The sequence below is a fragment of the Marinomonas spartinae genome (genome assembly GCF_900089775.1).
Lineage (GTDB): Bacteria > Pseudomonadota > Gammaproteobacteria > Pseudomonadales > Marinomonadaceae > Marinomonas > Marinomonas spartinae.
This window is the reverse complement of the sequence record NZ_FLOB01000002.1, coordinates 358,226-380,197: the sequence shown is the minus strand read 5'-3', so window position 1 is coordinate 380,197 and position 21,972 is coordinate 358,226. Positions and strand designations below refer to the sequence as shown.

Here is a 21,972-nt window from a genome sequence, read left to right as displayed (position 1 = left end):
TTTAAAGGAACACAAGATGCTGGATATTTATAAACGCTTAGGCACACACTGCCACGATGAAGTCTACACCAAAGTCATTTTGACCCACGAGCAACGAGATCGTGGTCGCTTAAAGTTAGTAGGCGAAAATGGCGAAGACATTCGAGTTTTTCTAGAGCGCGGCAAACCGCTCCAAGTTGGGGAGTTTCTCAAATCTGAATGCAACAAAATAGTGCAGATAGAAGGTGCCGTTGAAGACGTAGCCCACGCAAGTTGCGACGACTGGGAAGCCTTTTCCAAAGCTTGCTATCACCTTGGTAATCGTCATACCAAGATCCAAATTGGCGAACGTTGGTTACGCATTAAGCCAGACCATGTATTAGAAGAAATGTTACACATGCTGGGGTTGGTGATTAGCCATGAAGAGGCGGTGTTTATCCCAGAGTCTGGAGCCTATAGTCATGGTCATCACCACCACGGATAGCCGTGCTCTGCGCCTCTTGCAGTTAAGCAGTGTCAGTCTGCCAGTGGGTGGCTATGCGTTTTCTCAAGGTATGGAGTACGCCATTGACCAAGGTTGGGTCAAGCGCAAAGCGGATGTGTCCAACTGGATCAGTTTGCAGCTTCAGCAATCGGTTGCTCGTGTGGATTTACCTATTTTACGACTCTGCATGGTAGCCGCGAGAGAACAAGACATACCACGTTTGCTGGAATTGAATGACTTAGCCTTGGCCTGTCGTGAAACCAAAGAGCTGCGCTTAAACGATACCGCCATGGGCGAAGCACTGGCTCGATTAATGCGCAGCCTTCAGATTGAAATCCCCTTTGTTCGTTTGGAAGACATCAGCTTTGTCACTTTATTTGCCATTGCCGCGAACCATTGGCAGATCGATTCCGACCTAGCGGCAGTGGGGTTTACCTGGTCTTGGCTAGAAAACCAAGTGGCCGCTGCGACTAAGCTGGTTCCCCTTGGACAAACCCAAGCCCAAGAACTGCTTGGCGAGCTACAGACGGATATCAATGAGGCCATCGCACACGGGAAAAACATTGAGGAAGACAGAATTGGTGCAGGTTTACCAGCCATTGCCATCGCCAGTTCACTTCACGAAACACAATATTCACGGCTGTTTCGTTCTTAACCCCCTCCTAACCTGCTCGATGAGGGGGTTAGAACAAACAGGCTATTTATTATTCAAGTGACAACAAGGAAAAAGATTATGAGTAAAAAACAAACCTTACGCGTTGGTGTCGGCGGCCCTGTCGGCTCGGGCAAAACCGCCCTACTACGTTCGTTATGTTCTGCCCTTCGCGACCATTACAATATTGCTGTCGTCACGAATGATATTTATACCCAAGAAGACGCAAAGTTTTTAACCGAGCACGAAGCCTTGGATGCTGATCGCATTGTTGGTGTAGAAACCGGTGGTTGCCCACATACAGCGATTCGTGAAGACGCTTCCATGAACCTTGCTGCCATTGATCAGCTTTTAGAGCGTCACGGTGAATTGGATGTGATTTTTGTGGAAAGTGGCGGCGATAATTTGAGTGCAACCTTTAGCCCTGAATTATCCGATTTCACCATTTATGTGATCGACGTTTCCGCTGGAGATAAAATCCCACGCAAAGGTGGCCCAGGTATCACCAAATCCGATTTGTTGATCATCAATAAAACCGATTTAGCGCCTCTGGTTGGAGCCTCTCTCGAGGTTATGGATCGAGATGCGAAGATGATGCGTGGCGAACGGCCTTTTGTCTTCTCCAACTTGAAAAATGCCCAAGGTTTAGACCAAATCATTCAACTCATCATTAACGAAGGTATGTTAGAATCCAAAACCATTCCAGCCGCAAGAGCGGTGGTTTAACCCATTGATTTTACTCAGGAGATTTACTATGCGTCGTTCTACGCTAAAAATAGGATTAACCGCTCTTATTGCTATGCTACCCACGCTTGCCCTAGCTCACCCAGGACATGATGGATCAACCAGTTTTTCCACAGGCTTTATGCACCCAATGGGCGGCTTAGACCACTTGTTAGCCATGATCGCCATTGGTCTTTGGGCTGCTAGCATGGGAGGCCGTGCTTTGTGGGCGGTTCCTGCGGCATTCGTTGGCACTATGATAGTCGGCGGTGCGTTGGCAATGGCCGGCATGCGCGTTCCTTTTGTAGAAGAAGGCATCTTGATGTCAGTTGTTCTAATGGGTGCCCTATTAATTGGTGCAGCACGCTTTAACGTGATGACCTGTGTCGCTATTGCTGGCGTCTTTGCTTTCTTCCACGGTGCAGCACACGGTATGGAAATGCCGCTAAACGCTCATGGAGCGGAATACGCGCTGGGCTTTGCTCTAGCGACTACACTATTGCATGTAGTCGGTATGGGGTTAGGCATGGTTCTGGCCCGTCTTGAAATGCCGATTATAACGCGTTTAACTGGTGGAATGATCGCAGCAGCGGGCGTTTTTATGGCAGTCGCTTAATCACCTTAGATTCTTTAGCAGCAGACTAAACACTAAGCTGCTTTCTGAAAAACGTTGTCTGGTCAAACAGCCAACGTTTTTCTTTTACTTATCACCCGTTTTAGCTAGATTAAAAGCAATCTTGTTCATGTATCATAAGATAATTTTATAGGATGAAAAATTCTCTGTACCTATGCTGGAGGATTGCTAGCTCACTCTCTTTAAAGTACACAGGCGAGGACTGTCTTTGATTTTACCTAAAATTCGTTTCCCTTTTGTCACTGCCATCTGTCTGTGTCTGTTTACACTGTTATCAACTGCTTCTATCTATTTCGTTCATAGCTATAACAGCTACTTCAACCATGAGCAGAAAATTTTACTCGATAGCGTGACTCAGGATCAAAAAGCGATTCTACAGCGCCAATTCTCACTTACCTTTACCAGCACTCAGATACTGGCTTACAACATCCAGCTAAATCAAGGCTACATGCCCTATTTTAATAAATACGCAAAAAACATTATTGACTCTATCAGCAGCATATCGAGCCTCCAGTTGGCGCCAAAGGGCATTATCGAAAAAATTTATCCGCCAAAAGGAAACGAAGCAGCAATCGGCCTTAACATTTTACAACACCCCCCGTATAACGAGTTGTCAGACATTTCAATTCGCCATAATAAAGCCATTCTAACGAGCCCTGTTCAACTCGTTCAGGGAGGAAGAGCGGTAATTTATCGAGTCCCTGTGAGTATTACAAACAGCAAACACCAAAACTATTTTTGGGGCTTTGTGTCCGCCGTTATCAATATCAATGAACTCATTTTAAACAGCCGTTTTGGTGATTTAGAGCAACAAGGTTACCAATATAAAATACTCTATTTTAAAACCCCTTCCCATCCCATTGTGGTGGCCCATTCCTCAGAACCAGTCGGTAAACTGTTTTCAACCAAATTCCTTTCCCTGCCATCTGGTCAATGGGAATTAAGAATCAGCCACAGCATACCTAAAAACGTCCTTGGTGAGATGCAGTTTCGCTATACACTGGCTCTATTGATACCAGCGCTGATCGCCTTATTTTTCTTTTATATGTTGCTGCAGCCTTCTCGCCTAAAGCTCTTGGTAAATGAAAAAACCCAAGAACTTGAAAAACTTGCTTATCAGGATCCATTAACAGGTCTGCCCAATAGACGGTTTTTAACTGATAAACTGCAACGCACTATTTTCAAACAGAAAAAAAAGGTACAACGCTCCGCTTTTATCTATTTTGATTTGGATAATTTCAAAAGAATCAATGACTCCGTTGGACACGATATCGGTGATCAAGTTTTGGTACTCGTAGCAGAAAGACTACTCAGTCTTTCTCACCAGAAAAGTCACGTTATTCGTTTGGGCGGCGATGAGTTTTGCATCTATTTAAGTGAGATTGATAGCCATCATGAGGTGAGTCAATACGCCGAACAAGTTTTACAAATCATTCAAAAACCCGTCACCATCTACAAGCATCACTTTATGATGAGTACATCGTTAGGCATTGCAATGATACCAGATGACGGACAAGACCTAATCAGCATCATGCAAAACTCAGATATGGCTCTATACCGCGCGAAGCAACTAGGCAAAAATCAATATGCCTTTTATACAAAAAACATTAAAGACAATACCATGAAAGATATACTGGAGGAGGATGAACTACACAGAGCCTTAACAAAGAATGAATTTGAGCTGTATTACCAACCACAATTTAAGTTAGCCAATGGCAAGATTTTTTCTGCTGAAGCCTTGATTCGCTGGCATCATCCAGAAAGAGGACTAATTGGACCTGACACCTTTATTCCACTAGCAGAAAGAACAGGGTTGATTATTGACATTGGATATTGGGTCATTGAAACCAGCATTGCATTTATTGCCCAACGACATAAGGACAGGTTAAGCCCCATTTGTATGCATATAAATCTGTCAGCCTTACAGCTTAGAGATGCAAAACTGGTCAAGCAAGTTACTAAATTACTGGATCAGTACCAAGTATCGCCAAAAGAAATAGGTTTTGAAGTGACAGAAACTGCCTTACTCAGTGATGTAACCTTAGCAAGCAATATTCTACAAGCCTTTCAAAATATGGGGATTAGCATCGCCATTGATGATTTTGGCGTAGGCTTTTCCTCTCTTGGTCAGCTGAAAAACCTTCCCGTCAACATATTAAAAATAGACAAAAGCTTTGTTGATGATTTAGAAACCAACCCAAATGACAAAAAAATTGTCGAAGCCATTATCGCGATGGCACACAAGTTAAGCATTCATGTGGTCGCAGAAGGGATTGAAAACGAAACTCAGTGGTGCCTATTAGAAAATTACTCATGTGAGTATGGTCAAGGTTATGTTGTCAGCCGTCCCTTGCCCAAAGCAGCGTTCAACACATTAGTCGAAAAGAACAAACAAGCCTATAGAAAAAGCCTCGAGAAAGATATCTAAAAGGAGAGGTGCCAGGGCGACAGAGAGTGGGAGCAAGCTCCCATCCCTTTTTAACACATTCCCCTTTTAGATAGGTAATGACCAATAATCCACTACCTCATATTGTCTGTTAGCAGACTTTTAGGAAGCAAGACAGATAGCTCGACCGTGCTCGTGCACTTCGACAAGTTCTTTGTGTAAGCTACAAATCGCTTTCTCGTAATCTTCCTCTTCTACAACAAACTGCATATCTACTTGGCGCATAGATTGGTGCATAGCAAGTACGTTAATATCTTGTTCAGCAATCGCTTTCACCGCTTTTGCTAACATACCTGTTGTTTTCATATCACTACCAATTGCAGACACAATAGCAATTTTACGCTGAGAAATTTCTGCATCAGGGAATTTTTCATGCAGTACTTTCATCACCCGTTTCAAGGTATTTAGACTTACACCTAAATAATGAGTGATAGTGTTCGCATTAATGTCTTTGGCAATAATATGAGCTTTAAACTGACGCATCACTTTCAGTATCGCCACATCAAACTGATCAATATCACCAGCCATGTCTTGATCAAAAATCTCAACCGCAAACACACCACGAGAACCCGCAATAATCTCAACACAAGGCTCATCACTAACGTAATCACCGGTAATCAAAGTACCCGTATGCTCAGGCTCAAAGGTATTTTTCACACGTAACGCGATATTATGTTGGCGTAGCCCTTTTGCGGCTTTAGGGTGAATCGCTTCCATCCCCAAATTGGCTAATTGATCGGCAACATCATAGTTAGTTCGGCCTATTGGCACTGCCTTGTTTTCACCAACCAATCTAGGATCCGCACTGCTTAAGTGAAACTCTTTATGAATAACTGCTTCGTGGGCTTCAGTCAAAACCGCAATTCGACTAAAGGTCATTTCACTGTAGCCGCGATCAAATGTTGACATTAAACCCGTTTCACTGTGGGCATAACCTGTGGCAATAGGCAACTGAGTAGACAGATCAATGTCTTTAAATGTATCGATAATTCGTTCATCAAGAGACATATGACAAGGGCTATTCCAACCCGTCAAGTCAACGAATACCGCATTGACACCATCACGCTTTAATAAAGTAGCGGTATTCCAAGCACTGTGTGCTTCGCCAAGACTCGCCAACATTTCACGTACCGTCGCCAAATGTTCACTGATTGAAAAGTGACCATGCTGACACAAACGATGTAGGTCTTCTAAACACTCTTGGGCATCTTGCAAACGGCGATTCAAAAAGTAGTTCGCCTCTTCAAGCAAAGCCCCATCAAATAAGGAGTGATTAATTTCCAACATGGCAGCCCGCACATCTTTCAGCGCTTTGGACCAAGAGTCCTGATTTCGCTCTTTAGCGAAATAGGCATAAACACCAGCGTCTCCAGTTTTCTTATGCTCTAGCAGCTGGTCGGTAATACCACCATAAGCTGATACTACAAAAATGCGGTTATATAAGTCATTCGTTTGAGCTGGTTTAAACACGATATTATCGCGTACAGAGTGGTAGTCGCTCATGGACGTACCACCGATTTTTTCAACTGTATGTAGTCCCATCATTAAACCCAATTTATTAAGGGGCTGAAGAGCAGTCTCCAGCCAAAATCTAAACTGCCGCTATATTGTCATAAGGCTGCAAAAAGTTTAAGTATTAATCACTTTTTTCAACGGCCTAATGTCTTCTCTGGCGGCAATATATTCTGGTCTTACTTTAGTATCACCAAATGGTTTGCCAACACGATTGGATAAAGCATTGTAAACAAAAAACAAATTTGAGCGAGGCGCGGGGATAATGTTACCGTTGGAGCCATGCAATAAATTGCAATCGAATAAAATAATTCGCCCCGGTTGCCCTACTGCGGCCTCTATGCCATATGATTCCACCAAGTTTTGTACTATTTGATCATCAGGTACGCCTACTTCTTGCTTTTTTAACGATGACAGATAGTTATTGTCTGGCGTTTCCCCCACACAGGAAACATAAGTGTGGTGTGACCCTGGAATGACAAGAAGGGGACCATTGTTATGGTCATTAGGTGTGAGGGTAATAGACATACTCAGTGCTCGCATTCTCGGCATGCCATCTTCTACATGCCAAGTTTCAAAATCAGAATGCCAATAAAACTCTTTCCCCCTAAACCCCGGCTTGTAATTTAAGCGGGGTTGATGGAGATAAACCTGATCACCCAATATGTATTCCGCGATTCTTACCAGTCTCGGATCTTCGGCAACACTTTGAAAAAAATCATTCAGTTTGTGAACATCAAATACCGAACAAATGTCGCCACTGTTGGCTTCAGTGATGCTCTCTTCACGTTGTTTAATAAACTCATCATCTCGCAAACACTGCATATATCGCTGCATTTTTGCGATTTCATCTTCGCTAAAAAGATGATCTAGAAATAAAAAGCCGTTTTTTTCATAGTGATCTAAAAGCGCCTCATCTAAAGGCGCTTTTTGTCGATCATCAGAGAAAATAACGGGGTCTTTGCGATTGAAATACGTAGGCTTCTGATATTGTCTAGATGGATAATCATCGACTACCCTATCTTTTTTCAACATTTCATCAGTAGTAACACTCCATTTAGTTTGCCCCAATACTTCAGGAGACTCACTATCTAGAACATACGCCGACGATGACATTATCGCTCCTCCTTCTATACTTCTCTATGTTAACGAAATGAGCTTTGTACCTTTACTTGACTCTATTAAAAGATGTTTTATTAATCTAACAACTCGTAAGCGCCTTCTGAGTTGTGTACTTCTTTGCCTGTAATCGGTGGATTAAACACACATGCCAATTTAAGTTCTTTAAAGGCTCGTAGAGTGTGGGCATCGTGTTTATCTAAGACATATACAACACCTGGTTTGATATGGTGTTTTTGACCCGTTTCGCGGCTTTCCACTTCCCCTTCACCGGAGATGCAGTACACGGACTCTAAGTGATTTTGATAATGCATATCAAAATCTTTGCCTTCATAAATTGTCGTAATGTGGAAAGAAAACCCCATGTTATCTTCTTTTAGCAGCAAACGAGTACTTTCCCAATTTCCATCAGGGGAAACAACACGACGTTCGGTCTTTTCGCATTCAGCTAAATCACGTGCAAACATAGTATTCTCCTATAAACGATCTTCACAATTTTAAACAGGTGGTAGACCACCTTGATTCGATATATTTTCCTCACTCTTAAGCTCGGTGTATGCCATATCGATTCTTATGGCAACAGCCAGCTACTCATAACAACACCGAGTTAGTTAAGAGTGAGTTGCAACTTTCAACAATGCTGTTATACGGCGATGTCGTAATTTTCATCAAAATAGCTTTTTGCCTCTGGCATGTCGTCTTCTTTGGCACATACTTCTTTGATTGCGCTCTCAAGAATGTCGATACCTTGCTTGAGATCTTCATCGCTAATAATCAAAGGACAAAGGAACTTAACAACATGATCATCTGCACCTGATGTCTCAATCATTAAGCCATTTTGGAAACATTTGTGCGTAATCTTGCCAGCAAGCTCACCACTGACACAGTTAATACCGCGCATCATGCCTCGTCCATGTAGGGTAAAGTTACCTTCACCGTATTTATCCACAATGGCTTGAGTACGCTTAAGGATGTAATCCCCTTTACGCTGAATCTCTTTTTCAAAGGTATTGTCTTTCCAAAAGGTATCAATAGCGGCTTTTGCTGTGACAAACGCCAAATTATTACCACGGAAAGTACCGTTATGCTCACCTGGCTTCCATTGGTCCAATTCAGGTGTCATAAGGACAATGGCAAATGGCAAACCATAGCCACCAATTGACTTCGACATAGTAACGATGTCTGGCTTGATACCCGCAGGCTCGAAACTAAAGAACGTACCAGTACGACCACAACCAGCTTGAATGTCATCAACAATCAGTAACACTTCGTGTTTTTTACATACCGCTTCTAGGTTCTGCAACCATTCAAAGCTTGCAGCATTAATACCACCCTCACCTTGAACCGTTTCAACAATAACCGCAGCGGGAAGGTCTACACCACTGCTTGAATCCGACAATACTTTGTCTAGATATTCCGTGGTTTCAATACCATCGCCAAGGTAGCCATCAAAAGGAACCGTTGAAACACCTGCGCCTAAACTGGTACCAGCTGCACCACGGTGATGAGAGTTACCTGTTACCGATAGGGACCCCAAGCTACAACCGTGGAAACCATTCGTAAAACTCACAATGTTTTCACGACCGGTTACGTTTCGAGCGAGCTTCAACGCAGCTTCAACAGCATTTGTTCCTGTCGGTCCGGTAAATTGGACCATATATTCTAGATCTCGAGGTTTTAAAATATACTCATTAAAACTTTCCAGAAAGGCCGCTTTCGCTTTGGTATGCAAATCCAAGCCATGGGTAACGCCATCTTCCATAATGTATTCGATTAATTTTTCTTTGAAGACAGGATTGTTATGGCCATAGTTCAACGTACCAGCCCCTGCTAGGAAGTCGATGTATTTGTTGCCATCCTCGTCAAACAAATGAGCACCTTGGGCACGATGAAAAACACGAGGGAATGAACGTGCGTATGATTGTACTTCCGATTCAAGCTCTTCAAAAATTTTCATGTGTTACTTCCTCTTAATTAAATTTATACAAATCAATAAACAGAACAGGACAATGAGGCCCTATTGAAAAGGCCCAATGCGAACCAAAAATTCTGTGTCATGTTTTCCTTGAAAGTGACTATCTTTATCGTATTGAACAGTGTCTTCTAGTGGCGCGTCTAATTGCTTAGCAATACTACGGAACAATGCCCATGAAGCTTCGTTAGATTGGGTAATAGTGGTCTCTATATAAGCCACATCGGAACAAGCTGGACGCTCTAATACAGAAGACAGCATTTTTTTGGCCAGTCCTCGGCCTCTTGCCGCTTCTCCAACTGCCACCTGCCATACAAACAAAGTATCTGTTCTATTCGGAATCAAGTAGCCAGAAATAAAGCCAACTAAACGATCTTCTAGCATTGCCGAAACACTAGTCTCACTAAAATGATCCGCTTGCAGTAAGTTGCAGTACACCGAATTAGTATCCAGTGGAGGACAACTAGCGACCAATTGGTTAACTGGCATACCATGCTCTGCGCTTGGTTTAATAAGCTCTATGTTTTTCAAAGCCACACCTCAACAAATTAGAAAACAAAGTATCTATTCAAATAATGAGTGCCTTCTAATCTAGAAACACACATATAAGCCCCGAATAATCGAGGGGTAATGATTTTTTTATCACTCCAAGTCTCAACAAAGTGATTTGATGTCTAACCATTCTAGACAGATTAATTCATATGTCCAGCATTTATTTAGAGAACTAATGTTTTGTTCAGAAATATTTTCCTTAAGATATCTTGGTGAACTTCCCGAACGCCTTAAGAAATAAGGCATTGCTAAAAAATCGGGTTAAGATAAAAAATGTCGTTTTTTTGTTGCATGATCGAAACAAAATTCGGAGAATCCTGCCCCTAATAAAAAGCTAGCCCCCACAAATCAAACCTGTCGCCATTTAATGGTGATGAGAGCCTTGCACAAAAACATCATTTGCAAAGTCCTCAATATACGTTGTTTGTAGGAGGCGGCGTGGTATCGCTGTTTAACTTTCAACTTTTTTAGAGATTATTATGCAAGAAAAGACATCTAGTCAGGGCTCGTGGGCGAGCCGATGGGTATTTATTATGGCGGCGACAGGTTCTGCCGTTGGCCTTGGAAATATTTGGAAATTTCCCTATATCACCGGAGAAAACGGAGGTGGAGCCTTCGTTCTAGTCTACCTCGTGTGTATTTTGCTTGTGGGCATTCCTATCATGATGGCTGAGGTCTTTATTGGCCGCCGAGGTAGAAAAAACCCCGTCGACTCTCTGGAAGATGTTGCTGAGGAGTCCAGTCAAACTAAAGCATGGGGACTAATTGGCATCGTTGGTATGTTCACTGGCATTATGATTTTTTCTTTCTACTCCATTGTCGCCGGTTGGGTATTGAACTATATCAAAGCCATGGCGACAGGAGAGCTAGCAGGACTGACATCCGATCAAGCCAGTGCCACCTTTAAAGCGTTGCTAGCCGATCCGATGACACTGCTCGGCTGGCATACCTTGTTTGTTGTGATGACAGTATTTGTAGTAGCAAGAGGCGTAAACAAAGGGCTTGAGATTGCAACTCGCATCATGATGCCTGCGCTTTTCATCCTCTTACTTGTTCTGCTTGGTTATGCCATGAGCACAAAAAGCTTTTCTGCTGGTTGGCATTTCATGTTTGATTTTGACTTCAGTAAGTTAAGCTGGGGGGCGGTATTAGTTGCCTTAGGCCACTCTTTCTTTACTTTATCTCTTGGTATGGGAACCATGATGGCTTACGGCTCTTATATGCCCAAGAAAGCCTCTATTGGTAGTACTGTGTTGGCCATTGGCGCTTTGGACACATTGGTAGCCCTAGTCGCTGGCTTGTGTATTTTCCCTGTGATCTTCGCCAATGGGATGGATCCGGCAGCCGGCCCAGGCTTGATGTTTATGTCTTTGCCCGTTGCCTTTGGGCAAATGCCTTTTGGTCAACTATTTGGTTTCCTATTCTTTGTTCTTGTGGGCATCGCCGCTTGGACATCCTCTATCTCACTAATGGAGCCAGCCGTTGCCTTTATCGTGGAGCGCATGAAGGTCAAACGTATTACAGCCTCAATCGGCATTGGTTTCATCGTTTGGTTACTGGGGATTGCTTGTCTTGGCTCCTTTAACTTTATGAGTAACATTACCCTCTTCGGTAAGAATATCTTTGATTTCTTAGACTATGCGACAGCGAATATCATGTTACCACTTGGTGGTATCTTCACAGCACTCTTCGCTGGCTGGGCCGTTAAATCAAAATTCTCCGCAGAAGAACTATCTATCTCTAAGCTATTTTTCTCATACTGGAAAATAAGCGTGATGGTCATTAGCCCAATTGCTGTTGCTATCGTTTTTGTTTTAAACCTTTAACTAAAAGCGGTTCAGTAGACATATCAAAGCCTCATTTACCCAGTGGATAAATGAGGCTTTTTTTATAAAAACGTCAAATCACATGATCAAAAAAATACCCTAATTACATGGATCTTAGTGCATAGCTCTCACTGGCTGATTCAACAATATTCACCAACATGGCCTGACTGTTTGACCCAGAATAACGCGCCCAAATTTTCTCATGAAAATAAAAAGCCACTGTGTTAATAGCTGGCTCAATAAGAGCCACCGCACCACCAACCAACACGCTTCCAGTAATAACATAAGCAACCGTAAAGGCAATGGTAAAGTGCATCACGGCGAAAGTAAGTGTTTTAGTCATGTGAATCTCCTCTGTTTTTCTAAACTCTTTTGATGACTTTGATAATAGAGGAGATCTTATGATTGACTAAATATATTATCTGAATAGTTCTAATAGATATTTTATTAAAAGCTCATATGATATTGGTAATTGATAGAAGAGACCAAATTCCAATTAGCGAGGTTTGGATAAAGCGAACCCTAAAATCCCTTCTAATGGCTCCGAATAAGCGTAAACTGACTTTGCCAATGCCACCTCAGTTTCTTGCAAAGCCACCCAGAAACTTGCTCCAATAATAGAAGTAGGCTTTCCCCATAAAGACATCATCGCTATCGACTCATTAATATTATTAATAAATTCCCCTTCAGCAAACACAATCACACCTTGAGAATCCCCTTCCAATACAAGCTCATTAAGCTCTTGAGGACTAGCCATCATTGGCATGACCATACAGGAATGACCTTGGTCGCTTAATATGGCAGCCGCTAAAAAACACCACAAAGTGCGCTGCCCTAATAGTCCAGTGATTAACACCTTAGGGGCGGCTTTTTGTTGATCTTTTAATGTCATTAACCGAGAACACAAACAAGCCGTCAAAACAGTTTCACAAAAGCGACCAGCGGCTTCTCGAGCAAGCTTATCAAGACTGGGGATAATCCAATTACGTACAACAATTGATGATGGGTATTGAGAGAAAACCTGTTGATACAAGTGCGCTATTTTATCCTCATCAAATGCGTATGATGCCATTACCAACTGATCCTGCCAGTCCAACCACTCATTAGAAAGCTCAAGGCTCTCCAATGATGCCCCTGTATCCACCTTGTCCAATAAAGAACGAACTTTGCTCACTGAAACACCTTGTTGGATCCAATGAACAATGGACTCAACTCGTTGCACATCATTAAGATTGTATAAACGATGACCTTTCGCGGTTCGTTTTGGCTTTAACAAACCATAACGACGCTCCCAAGCCCTCAAGGTCACAGAATTTACACCAGTCTTTTCCGATAAAGTTCGGATAGCAAAGACGTCTGCATTCTCTTTATTCAAATCATTTTTCACCTAGCGTTTTCTCCCACTAGTCTATCCAGCCAAGGTCTCTGAATCAAAACTAAAAGCTGTACATTTTTTTTTTTGTACAAGATGCATTGCATTTCTTGTACAAGCATCTATATTGTATAAATAATAAATTATACAAGCAATTCTACCGTATAAGTCTTACAACAGATAACTCAAAGCAAGGTTAGATAATGGGAGAGAAAAGTATGACCAAGGAAACACCACACAGCTCGCCCCCATACTATGATGTTGCGATTGTCGGAGCAGGACTTGCGGGCAGTTTATGCGCCCAACAACTTTCCCACATGGGATGGTCAGTCTGTGTTATTGAAAAGAGTCGGGGCTCTGGTGGCCGTGCTAGTAGTAAACGTCTTGACCAAAGCACAAGCTGTGAGCTTGGTACTCCCTTTATTTCAATTAGCCATAAAGCCACTCGACCACTTTTTACAGCATTGGTAGAGCAAGGTGTTGCGGCTTACTGGTCTGATGCACAGGCATATGTTGGTATTCCCAAAATGAGCGCCATTACTCGTCATTGGTTAGCTAAAAGCAATTTAATTACCAATACACGTATCCATTACCTTGAACAAGATAGTCTGGTAACAACGAATATTTGGCGACTCTGTGATGAGCAACACCAGACCGTAGCACAAGCTAAATGCCTTATTATTACCGCACCGGCTTCTCAGACGGCGGCGCTATTATCAACAACTCAGGATATCAATGAACTCTTTACAAGCGCTCATAAGGCAGCCCAAACGACTCAACCACAATGGGCCATGTGGCTAGACACTGAGCCTTCTACAATGCCATCGATCATAACGCCCAAATCGTCATCATTACAGAGGCTTGTCAAAGACAGTAACAAGCCTAACAGAGGGCAAAGCCGTGCAGAAAGATGGGTCATACAGGCGTCACCAGAGTGGACTCAGCACCATTTGGAAGAGAATAAAGGCGTCGTTGCGACCTTATTATGCCAAGCATTTTTCCATGAAACTCAACTCATACCGAAAAATACAGGCGCTCCCCATCGATGGCTGTTGGCACGAACCGAAGCGACTAACCATCAGCAGCCGTTTATGTGGCATACCCAGAAAAATATTGGCCTTGCTGGTGATTGGCTCTGCCAAGGTGATGCTGAAGGTGCCCTAATAAGCGCTTTGAGTCTATGTGACCATCTCAATCAGATGAGGATAACAAGATGACAACCATTGAACAGCTCCCACAACACCAATTTCATGCAGATCATCTAAATCACCGCATTCCTGTTGGCATCAGTGCCTGTTTGCTGGGTGATAATGTTCGATTTAATGGTGGACATAGTCGATCCACTTATTGCGATCAACATTTAAGCACCTATTTTGATTATCAAAAATTTTGCCCTGAAGTCGCTGCTGGGTTTGGAACACCTCGGCCAACACTACGTCTCGAAGGTGACCCAGAGGCCCCAAGAATGACCTATTCAGATCAAAAAGGAGGCGATGTTTCCGACGTATTCATGGCCGCCAGCCAACCCTATATTGATCAGCTAAGCCACTTAGACGGCTATATTCTGATGAAAAACTCTCCAAGTTGTGGACTAGAACGTATCAAGGTTTATCAGGAAAATGGCCACCCTCATATGCAGCGCACAACAGGATTATTCACCCGAGCCTTACAATCCCGCTATCCACTTTTACCCGTCGAAGAAGACGGTCGACTCAACGACCCTATGCTACGTGAAAACTTTTTAACACGAGTATTCGCCCACCATGAGTTTCGCCACTGTGTCAATGCCAGACCAAGCATGAAAGCCCTTATTGCTTTTCATAGCCGCTACAAATATTTGGTTATGGCCCATTCTCAAGCCGCTTACAAACAATTAGGAAAAATGCTCTCTGGTAACGACCCAAGAACATTAGATGAGCTAAAGGAAGCGTACTTTGAGGGCTTTATGACCGCTCTTGCCAAACCTGCTAAACGAAAAAACCACTGTAATGTATTAATGCACCTTATTGGCTATCTAAAACGCTCGGTTGATTCTTCGATCCGCCAAGACATATTAAACGTGATTGAACAATACCGCCGAGGAGAGGTGAATCTCGCCACGCCTGTGGCCCTGTTGCACCATTATTTAAAACATTACGGCAGTCAATATGTACAAGAACAACGTTATTTTGCCCCTTACCCAAGTGCGCTTGGCATCCGCAATACCGTATAGGAGTCTTTTATGGCTATAGAGCAGCTCGTCTGGATCCGGAATGATTTACGCTGGCAAGACAATCCAGCCTTATATTTTGCCTCCCTAAAAGGTCCCATTCGGGTGATTGTGATTGCCACGCCAAAACAATGGCAAGAGCATCATGAGTCTGGGTCAAAAATAGGACTGAGAGCAGGTTTGATTCGCTGTTTGTTTAGCAAACTGGTCAGTCTTGGTATTCCAGCGGACCTCATTGAAGTAGATCGCTTTAAGCATATACCTGATATTTTGTGCCAATATTGCCAAGACAATGGCATCAAACACCTGTGGTACAACCAAGATTTCCCGATCCACGAACGGCAAAGAGACCAAGCAGTTAAGCAAGCACTCCAAGCCATTCACATTGAAGTACATCCACAAGAGCCTGACCTGATCGTTTCTCGCCCAGTACTAAGTCAACAAGGTACACCTTTTAAGGTCTTTACTCCCTTTTATAAACGCTGGCTCACCATGTTGAATGAGCAATCTATTGAGCCACTGCCTATCCCCAAAAAACAAGCAGATGCGCTCTCTGAACAGCCTCTTACCATGATATGGCAACAGCCGTTTCGAGATGATCTCTGGAAGCCAGATCAAGACAAAGCCAACCAAACACTTTGGCAATTTTGTCATCGTAAAGAAGACCTGTATGACAAACAACGTGACTTTCCCATGACACCAGGCACCAGTACATTATCCCCTTATCTTGCCCTTGGCGCATTGGGGCCTAGGGAATGCGTGTATGCCATAGCCTATGTTTGCAATGAGCAAGGCCGATCATGGCAAGACAGTATTTGGTTAAAAGAGTTGGCTTGGCGAGATTTTTACCGTCAGCTTATGCTGCACTTTCCTACGTTATCAAAACACAAACCCTTTAAACCTGAAACAGACCGCATAGTATGGCGCGACAACAAAGCAGAGCGGCTTGCTTGGCAAAAAGGCCAAACGGGATTTCCTATCGTCGATGCGGCCATGAGACAACTCAATCAAACAGGCTGGATGCATAATCGCTTACGTATGATCACTGCAAGCTTCTTCAGCAAGTTATTATTTGCAGACTGGCATCACGGAGAGCAGTATTTTATGAGCAAACTGATTGATGGTGAGTTCGCGGCCAACAACGGTGGCTGGCAATGGAGTGCTTCGACAGGTTGCGATGCAGCACCATATTTTCGTGTCTTCAACCCCACAAGGCAGTCGGAACGCTACGATGCAAAAGGGGAGTTTATTCGTCGTTTTGTCCCAGAGCTAAAAAGCTTGGATAATAAATCGATTCATAATCCGTCTACCGATCAAAGAGACGCACTAGGTTACCCGAACCCGATTGTGGATTATAAAACCGCACGCAAAGCAGCCATCGAAGCGTTTGATCGATTAAAAAACCATCACTCCTAAACCGTCAAACGCCAATTCAGTTAGCCTTTTAGCAAATTGCCAATAAAACTTTCGTAATGATTGGTTTAGCTCTATAATTAGAGCTATAATCTTTTGTAATTGAGTCTGTTTGATGTGTACTTTCTCACTTATAATAGGATTCTAAGTTGCCAATACTGGCTATTATCTGTCACATTTTTTATGAGTTGCTTTAGCAATATGCCTGAATCACAACATTTACATGATGTCCTTGTCCATTTACGCCGTATCATCCGTGCGACTGATTTACAGTCAAAACGAGTCGTGAAAGCTTGTGGATTAACTATCCCTCAAATAATGGTGCTACGCTCTATTGAGAGTTTGGGCGATGTTACCGTTCGCAAAATATCCGACAGCGTATCATTGAGCCAAGCCACGGTAACCACTATTTTGAACCGATTGGAAGATCGTAAAATGGTTGAGCGTGTTAGAGCTCAAAAAGACAAACGCATCGTAAATGCCAGACTAACCGAGCAAGGCCGCACTTTACTCCACTCAGCGCCACCTCTATTACATGAGAAGTTCATTAGCGAGTTTGAGAGTCTACAAGGTTGGGAACAAACTCAAGTTCTGTCCTCTTTGCAGCGTATTGCCATCATGATGGATGCAGAGCACATTGATGCGGCCCCTCTTCTAGACATTAATTCTCCTAATCAATAACACTCAATCACTTCCTTACATCACAAATCTTATAGAAACTCGACTGTGCAATATAGTCGAGTTTTTTTGTTAATAGACAAGCTTCTAGCATTATTTTGACCTCATACTAACACCACTATTATCAGGCTCACTGAGCACCAATATCAAACGCCTATTACGACATTCTTCACGGTATCGAAGCGATAACAACTCCTTAATTCTTAATAATTCTGACAAAAATTTGCTATAAATACTTAGATATGTAAACTAAATTAATACAATAAGTACACAACATAATAATCAGAAGGAATCTACTATGTATAAAAAAGCACTCCTAGCAGGTTTAATGACCCTTGCAACCACCTCTGTTTTCGCGGCAAACAATCAATGCGGAAAGGTCACTATCGCAAATATGAACTGGAACTCAGCCACATTAATGGCAAATGTAGACAAGTTCATCCTGAATCATGGTTATGGCTGCCATGCTGAACTCGTTCCTGGTGATACCATGCCTACAGGTACTTCCATGATAGAAAAAGGAGAACCAGACATAGCGCCAGAAATGTGGACAAACTCAATGAAAGACGCCATTGATCGCGGTGTTAAAGAAGGCCGCCTTAAAATTGCGGCGAAATCCCTCTCTGACGGTGGCGAAGAAGGATTTTGGGTACCTAAATACATGGTTGACAAGGATCCATCGCTCGCCACCATCCAAGGAGTCATTAAACACGCGAAAGATTTCCCAAACCCTCAAGATAGCTCAGTCTCTGCATTTTACGGCTGTCCCCCTGGTTGGAACTGCCAAATATCAGCACAGAACCTTTTTAATGCATTACATCTAAAAAAAGCAGGGTTTGTTCTAGTCAACCCAGGTTCTGGAGCAGGCTTAGCAGGCACCTTAGCACATGCTTATGAGAAAAAAGCGCCATGGTTTGGCTACTACTGGGCACCAACAGCCATTTTAGGGAAATATCAAATGGTGAAGGTAGATTTTGGAACTGGCGTCAATAAAAAAGAGTTTACCACCTGTATCACTCAGGCAAACTGCTTAGACCCAAAACCCACCATGTACCCACCTTCCCCAGTTTATACGCTGACTACGGCTAAATTCGAGAAAAGATCCCCTGAAGCCTTTGCGTATTTACAGCATCGTTCATACACCAACAAGCAAATGAACAGCTTATTAGCTTGGATGGAAGACAACCAAGCTGACGGCCAATACGCCGCCGAAGAGTTCATGCTAAAACATAAAGATATTTGGTCAAAATGGGTTAGCAAAAAAGTGGCGGCTAAGCTCGATACCGCACTTAACAATCTATAAATCTTGTATTCAGAGGGCTTCATAAAGCCCTCTCTTATTCTATTTCGGCAAGAGACCCATATTATGTCTTCCAATTGGCTAACACAATTTCCTGATATGAGCCGTCGAGACTTACTCACCATTCGACAAACGTTAGATGGTGCTTATCGACATTTTTCACGCGAATACGGTGACGCAATCGAAGCGGCTTTTCATCCTCTTTTAAAATTTCTTATCTGGTTTGATAACCTGCTTATTCATACCCCTTGGTGGATCATCATCATTGCCATCACCAGCTTAGTTTATGCTGCTACCCGCTCTTGGAAGTTGAGCTTAGGCGTTGTTATCTCATTACTTCTCATTGGCTACTTTGGCATGTGGGAAAACACGATGCGAACCCTAAGCATTATCACAGTGTGTACCCTTATTTCTATCGCACTGGGTATTCCAATTGGCATCTTAATGGCACGTTCTGATAGAGCACAATCCATCATCACACCGCTACTTGATGTCATGCAAACCATGCCAGCATTTGTTTACTTAATTCCAGTGGTGATGCTGCTTGGAATAGGTAAAATTCCAGGCGTAATCGCGGTGGTCATTTATGCCATTCCTCCTGTTATTCGCTTAACAAACCTGGGTATTAGACTCGTCTCGAAAGAAACCCTTGAAGCAGCTACCGCCTTTGGGGCCACACCAACTCAAAGATTGCTAGGTGTGCAACTCCCCCTTGCCATGCCAACCATTATGGCTGGAATCAACCAAACCATCATGATGGCTCTCGCCATGGTTGTTATTGCCTCCATGATTGGGGTTAATGGACTCGGTCAACCGGTTCTCAGATCCATTACCAATCAATATTTCACGCTTGGACTTTTAAATGGCTTAGCCATTGTTGCGCTAGCGATTATCTTTGACCGAGTGTCACAAAGCTACGCGAAACGCACCCAAAAACATTTAGAGGGCGCACACAATGACTGAACACAACATACACACTAATGAGCCTTCTCTAGAAAAAAGCACAACCCTGATTGAAATAGAAGGCCTTTACCAGATCTTTGGCAAAACCCCTAAAGAGGTTCTCCCTAAAGTTAAAGCGGGAGCAAGCAAAGAGGAAGTTCTCGCCGAAACGGGTCACACTGTTGGTTTACAGGATATTAATCTAAACATAAAACGCGGTGAGATCTTCGTGATTATGGGCCTATCTGGCTCAGGAAAATCAACCCTTATCCGTCACTTTAACCGCTTGATAGACCCAACAGCAGGTCTCATTCGGGTGGATGGCGATAACATCATGGAGTTTTCCATGAAAGATTTAACCACGTTTCGCCGCCACAAAATGTCAATGGTCTTTCAACATTTCGGCTTAATGCCACACCGAACCGTTTTAGAAAACGTTGGCTATGGCTTATCCATCAAGGGTGAAAACAAGAAAGACTGGGAAGAAAAGGCCAACCAATGGCTTGAGACGGTTGGTCTCACAGGATACGGAGAACAGTACCCATCACAACTCTCTGGTGGACAACAGCAACGTGTCGGCCTCGCTCGCGCATTGTGTACTGACGCAGAAATATTGCTCATGGATGAAGCTTTCTCAGCGTTGGATCCATTAATTCGCAGTGAAATGCAAGAGCAACTCTTAGACCTACAGGAAAACCTACAAAAAACCATCATTTTCATCACCCATGACCTAGATGAAGCCCTTCGACTTGGTGATCGAATTGCAGTATTGAAAGATGGCAAACTGGTTCAAGTCGGCAATCCCGTTGACATCGTCCTAAACCCAGCGGATGAGTATGTTCGAGCCTTTGCGAAAGATGTCAACCGAGCACGAGCGCTCAGCGTACAAACCATCATGACTGCTAATACTGAAAAACTAACAGGCAAAGTAGCAGGTGATGTGAGGGGTGAGTTTCCTAAGGATAAGGACCATGCGTTTGTTTTCGATGAGGAAGGTTATCAGGGCATATTAAGCAGAGCAAAGCTGGACGATATGGACGACAACACGACTCTCAAGGAAGTATTACTGCCTCTCACTTCTGTACGTCAAAGTACACCATTACAAGATGTGATTCCAATTGCCCTCACCTCCCCTTTTGATATTCCGGTGATTAATAAAAAAGGCATATTAAAAGGGAGAATAGAAGCGAAAAAATTAGCCGACGTTTTGTCTCCCTAGCATTATTAATGCTTTCCTAAAACCATTCAGTATCTTAAAAGCGCAAAAATGGCCGCATGAGCGGCCATTTTGTGGCTTAACACCTCTATGAGTATACTTGTTACTACTTAAGATTCAGCACGTCCTGCATGTCGTACAAGCCTGCAGCTTTACCTTCTAGCCAATTCGCGGCACGCACAGCGCCTTTGGCAAACGTCATACGGCTACTGGCTTTATGAACAATCTCAATGCGCTCACCTTCAGTTGCAAACCAGACACTGTGTTCGCCTACCACATCTCCTGCACGAATGGTCTCAAATCCAATCTCTTTTTGAGTACGGGGACCAATTTGACCTTCACGCCCATAAACTGCACACTCCTTTAGGTCACGACCTAGTGCCTCAGCAACCACTTCTCCCATGCGCAAAGCCGTACCAGAAGGAGAATCAACCTTGTGCCTATGATGCGCTTCAACGATCTCTACATCATAATCATCGCCCAAAATCTGCGCAGCGGTAGAAAGCAACTTCAACGTTAGATTCACGCCAATACTCATATTAGGGGCAAAAACCACTGATGTTTTTTCTGCATAACTGGCCAACTGCGTTTTTTCAGCATTATTTAGACCGGTAGTGCCCACCACAATGGCTTTATTATGTTCTGCACAAAACGCCGCATTTTCAAGAGTTAGGCTTGGCGTGGTAAAATCGATCAACACATCAAAATCCGCCACGCTATCGGCAAGTGAGGCTGTGGCCGAAACACCAAGCTTACCGATACCTGCTATCTCACCAGCATCCGCTCCCACAAGAGAACTATCAGATCGTACAATAGCAGCCCCTAAAGACACCCCGTCAGTTTCATTGGTCGCTATAATTAGATTTTTACCCATGCGCCCAGAAGCGCCAATTACTGCAATTCTCATCCAACTCTATTCCTTAACAATCAATTGCATAAACCA

21 protein-coding genes are annotated in these 21,972 nt (G+C 43.3%); 13 read left to right on the top strand and 8 right to left on the bottom strand.

Annotated elements, in window-relative coordinates:
- Positions 1 to 16: 16 nt before the first annotated feature.
- From ureE to MSP8886_RS05790, 5 genes are all read left to right on the top strand, one after another.
- Positions 17 to 463 carry an urease accessory protein UreE gene (gene ureE, locus MSP8886_RS05810; RefSeq protein ID WP_067013668.1) on the top strand — a complete coding sequence of 149 codons (447 nt, stop codon included), beginning with the start codon at positions 17 to 19 and terminating at the stop codon, positions 461 to 463.
- The gene (locus tag MSP8886_RS05805; RefSeq protein ID WP_067013666.1) at positions 441 to 1,118 is read left to right on the top strand and encodes an urease accessory protein UreF; all 678 of its coding nucleotides are present in this window, start codon (positions 441 to 443) and stop codon (positions 1,116 to 1,118) included. Before ureE ends, MSP8886_RS05805 begins: the two co-directional genes overlap by 23 nt.
- A 78-nt stretch (positions 1,119 to 1,196) precedes the next feature.
- Positions 1,197 to 1,841 (top strand): urease accessory protein UreG, encoded by a 645-nt coding sequence (gene ureG / locus MSP8886_RS05800; RefSeq protein WP_067013664.1) that lies wholly within the window; start codon positions 1,197 to 1,199, stop codon positions 1,839 to 1,841.
- 28 nt (positions 1,842 to 1,869) lie between these two features.
- Entirely contained in the window at positions 1,870 to 2,454 is a 585-nt protein-coding gene (locus MSP8886_RS05795) for a HupE/UreJ family protein (protein WP_067013662.1), read from the top strand.
- Positions 2,455 to 2,680: 226 nt separating this feature from the next.
- A complete protein-coding gene (locus MSP8886_RS05790) occupies positions 2,681 to 4,900 on the top strand; it encodes a bifunctional diguanylate cyclase/phosphodiesterase (protein WP_067013659.1) in 2,220 nt (739 codons plus the stop codon).
- Between the two features lie 120 nt (positions 4,901 to 5,020).
- Here the strand turns inward: MSP8886_RS05790 and MSP8886_RS05785 are convergent, their stop codons facing one another.
- From MSP8886_RS05785 to ectA, 5 genes are all read right to left on the bottom strand, one after another.
- A complete protein-coding gene (locus MSP8886_RS05785; protein ID WP_067014492.1) occupies positions 5,021 to 6,460 on the bottom strand; it encodes an aspartate kinase in 1,440 nt (479 codons plus the stop codon).
- An 87-nt stretch (positions 6,461 to 6,547) separates the two neighbouring features.
- A complete protein-coding gene (gene thpD / locus MSP8886_RS05780) occupies positions 6,548 to 7,546 on the bottom strand; it encodes an ectoine hydroxylase (protein WP_245659040.1) in 999 nt (332 codons plus the stop codon).
- 80 nt (positions 7,547 to 7,626) lie between these two features.
- Positions 7,627 to 8,016 carry an ectoine synthase gene (locus MSP8886_RS05775; protein ID WP_067013657.1) on the bottom strand — a complete coding sequence of 130 codons (390 nt, stop codon included), beginning with the start codon at positions 8,014 to 8,016 and terminating at the stop codon, positions 7,627 to 7,629.
- 176 nt (positions 8,017 to 8,192) lie between these two features.
- Entirely contained in the window at positions 8,193 to 9,506 is a 1,314-nt protein-coding gene (gene ectB / locus MSP8886_RS05770) for a diaminobutyrate--2-oxoglutarate transaminase (protein ID WP_067013655.1), read from the bottom strand.
- A 60-nt stretch (positions 9,507 to 9,566) separates the two neighbouring features.
- Positions 9,567 to 10,058 carry a diaminobutyrate acetyltransferase gene (gene ectA, locus MSP8886_RS05765; RefSeq protein ID WP_067013653.1) on the bottom strand — a complete coding sequence of 164 codons (492 nt, stop codon included), beginning with the start codon at positions 10,056 to 10,058 and terminating at the stop codon, positions 9,567 to 9,569.
- Between the two features lie 494 nt (positions 10,059 to 10,552).
- On the opposite strand from ectA, the gene MSP8886_RS05760 reads away from it, so the two are divergent.
- On the top strand, positions 10,553 to 11,899 hold the full coding sequence (locus MSP8886_RS05760) for a sodium-dependent transporter (RefSeq protein ID WP_067013651.1): 1,347 nt from the start codon (positions 10,553 to 10,555) through the stop codon (positions 11,897 to 11,899).
- Positions 11,900 to 12,002: 103 nt separating this feature from the next.
- Here the strand turns inward: MSP8886_RS05760 and MSP8886_RS05755 are convergent, their stop codons facing one another.
- Positions 12,003 to 12,242, bottom strand: a complete 240-nt coding sequence (locus tag MSP8886_RS05755; RefSeq protein WP_067013649.1) for a DUF2061 domain-containing protein — start codon at positions 12,240 to 12,242, stop codon at positions 12,003 to 12,005.
- 153 nt (positions 12,243 to 12,395) lie between these two features.
- The gene (locus MSP8886_RS05750) at positions 12,396 to 13,286 is read right to left on the bottom strand and encodes a MerR family transcriptional regulator (RefSeq protein WP_067013648.1); all 891 of its coding nucleotides are present in this window, start codon (positions 13,284 to 13,286) and stop codon (positions 12,396 to 12,398) included.
- 203 nt (positions 13,287 to 13,489) lie between these two features.
- Between MSP8886_RS05750 and MSP8886_RS05745 the strand changes: the two genes are divergently transcribed.
- The 7 genes from MSP8886_RS05745 to MSP8886_RS05715 all read left to right on the top strand — a co-directional run bounded on the left by MSP8886_RS05745 (position 13,490) and on the right by MSP8886_RS05715 (position 21,032).
- Positions 13,490 to 14,488, top strand: coding sequence for an NAD(P)/FAD-dependent oxidoreductase (locus MSP8886_RS05745; RefSeq protein ID WP_139063092.1), 999 nt, complete (start codon positions 13,490 to 13,492; stop codon positions 14,486 to 14,488).
- On the top strand, positions 14,485 to 15,483 hold the full coding sequence (locus tag MSP8886_RS05740) for a YbgA family protein (protein ID WP_067013644.1): 999 nt from the start codon (positions 14,485 to 14,487) through the stop codon (positions 15,481 to 15,483). The genes MSP8886_RS05745 and MSP8886_RS05740 overlap by 4 nt, the downstream gene beginning before the upstream one ends.
- A 9-nt stretch (positions 15,484 to 15,492) precedes the next feature.
- A complete protein-coding gene (gene phrB, locus MSP8886_RS05735; protein WP_067013642.1) occupies positions 15,493 to 16,896 on the top strand; it encodes a deoxyribodipyrimidine photo-lyase in 1,404 nt (467 codons plus the stop codon).
- Positions 16,897 to 17,094: 198 nt separating this feature from the next.
- Complete coding sequence (locus MSP8886_RS05730; protein WP_067013640.1) at positions 17,095 to 17,574, top strand: MarR family winged helix-turn-helix transcriptional regulator; 480 nt, start codon at positions 17,095 to 17,097, stop codon at positions 17,572 to 17,574.
- 295 nt (positions 17,575 to 17,869) lie between these two features.
- Positions 17,870 to 18,874, top strand: a complete 1,005-nt coding sequence (locus MSP8886_RS05725; protein WP_067013639.1) for an ABC transporter substrate-binding protein — start codon at positions 17,870 to 17,872, stop codon at positions 18,872 to 18,874.
- A 63-nt stretch (positions 18,875 to 18,937) separates the two neighbouring features.
- A complete protein-coding gene (locus MSP8886_RS05720; RefSeq protein ID WP_067013637.1) occupies positions 18,938 to 19,834 on the top strand; it encodes an ABC transporter permease in 897 nt (298 codons plus the stop codon).
- On the top strand, positions 19,827 to 21,032 hold the full coding sequence (locus tag MSP8886_RS05715) for a quaternary amine ABC transporter ATP-binding protein (protein ID WP_067013635.1): 1,206 nt from the start codon (positions 19,827 to 19,829) through the stop codon (positions 21,030 to 21,032). The genes MSP8886_RS05720 and MSP8886_RS05715 overlap by 8 nt, the downstream gene beginning before the upstream one ends.
- A 103-nt stretch (positions 21,033 to 21,135) precedes the next feature.
- On the opposite strand, the gene dapB is transcribed toward MSP8886_RS05715, so the two are convergent.
- The gene (gene dapB, locus MSP8886_RS05710; RefSeq protein ID WP_067013633.1) at positions 21,136 to 21,936 is read right to left on the bottom strand and encodes a 4-hydroxy-tetrahydrodipicolinate reductase; all 801 of its coding nucleotides are present in this window, start codon (positions 21,934 to 21,936) and stop codon (positions 21,136 to 21,138) included.
- Positions 21,937 to 21,972 lie beyond the last annotated feature (36 nt).